Below are 454 nucleotides of genomic sequence, written 5' to 3'. Positions count from 1 at the left end.
GGACGCTGGTGTCCTCGGCGCGGGCAGCGCATTCGATGATCTCGGCCAGGGCATCGCCGTGGCGGGCCTGGATGCTGCGCGGATCGGGACGGCCGTCCCCGTCCCGAGGCCGGGGTTTTGACCAGCGCGGTGAACAGGCCTTCCAGGGTGGCGCCGGTCTCCGCGTCGAGGTGGCCGGAGAACTCGAGGTCTCCGTTGCGCTTGTGCCGGCAACGGAACTCGCGGGCCGGTGCGGCGAGGTCCTCGCCGGCGGGTGGGCCGCCCTGCGCGTCCCAGTAGCCGCGCAGACGCCGCCCCGCCGCACGCACCTCGTCCGGTGTCGCCTGCGTGGCCAGTTCCAGCAGATGCCGCTGCGACTCGGCCCGCGCCGGGGCGGGCACCGCACCCGGGCAGCCGCCGAAGATCCGCGTCAAAGACCCGGACATGCTCACCGGCGATGTGACCGGCGGCCAGT

1 protein-coding gene is annotated in these 454 nt (G+C 74.2%); it reads right to left on the bottom strand.

Going from position 1 to position 454, the window contains the following annotated elements; translation table 11 throughout:
• A partial coding sequence (locus JAP66_RS31820) for a DUF222 domain-containing protein (protein ID WP_199435579.1) occupies nt 1-425 on the bottom strand: 425 nt, incomplete at its 3' end.
• Nucleotides 426-454 lie beyond the last annotated feature (29 nt).

The sequence above is a fragment of the Qaidamihabitans albus genome, from assembly GCF_016464705.1.
GTDB lineage: Bacteria > Actinomycetota > Actinomycetes > Mycobacteriales > Pseudonocardiaceae > Qaidamihabitans > Qaidamihabitans albus.
The sequence above is the reverse complement of the archived record's forward strand: the minus strand, read 5'-3'. Positions and strand labels throughout refer to the sequence as shown.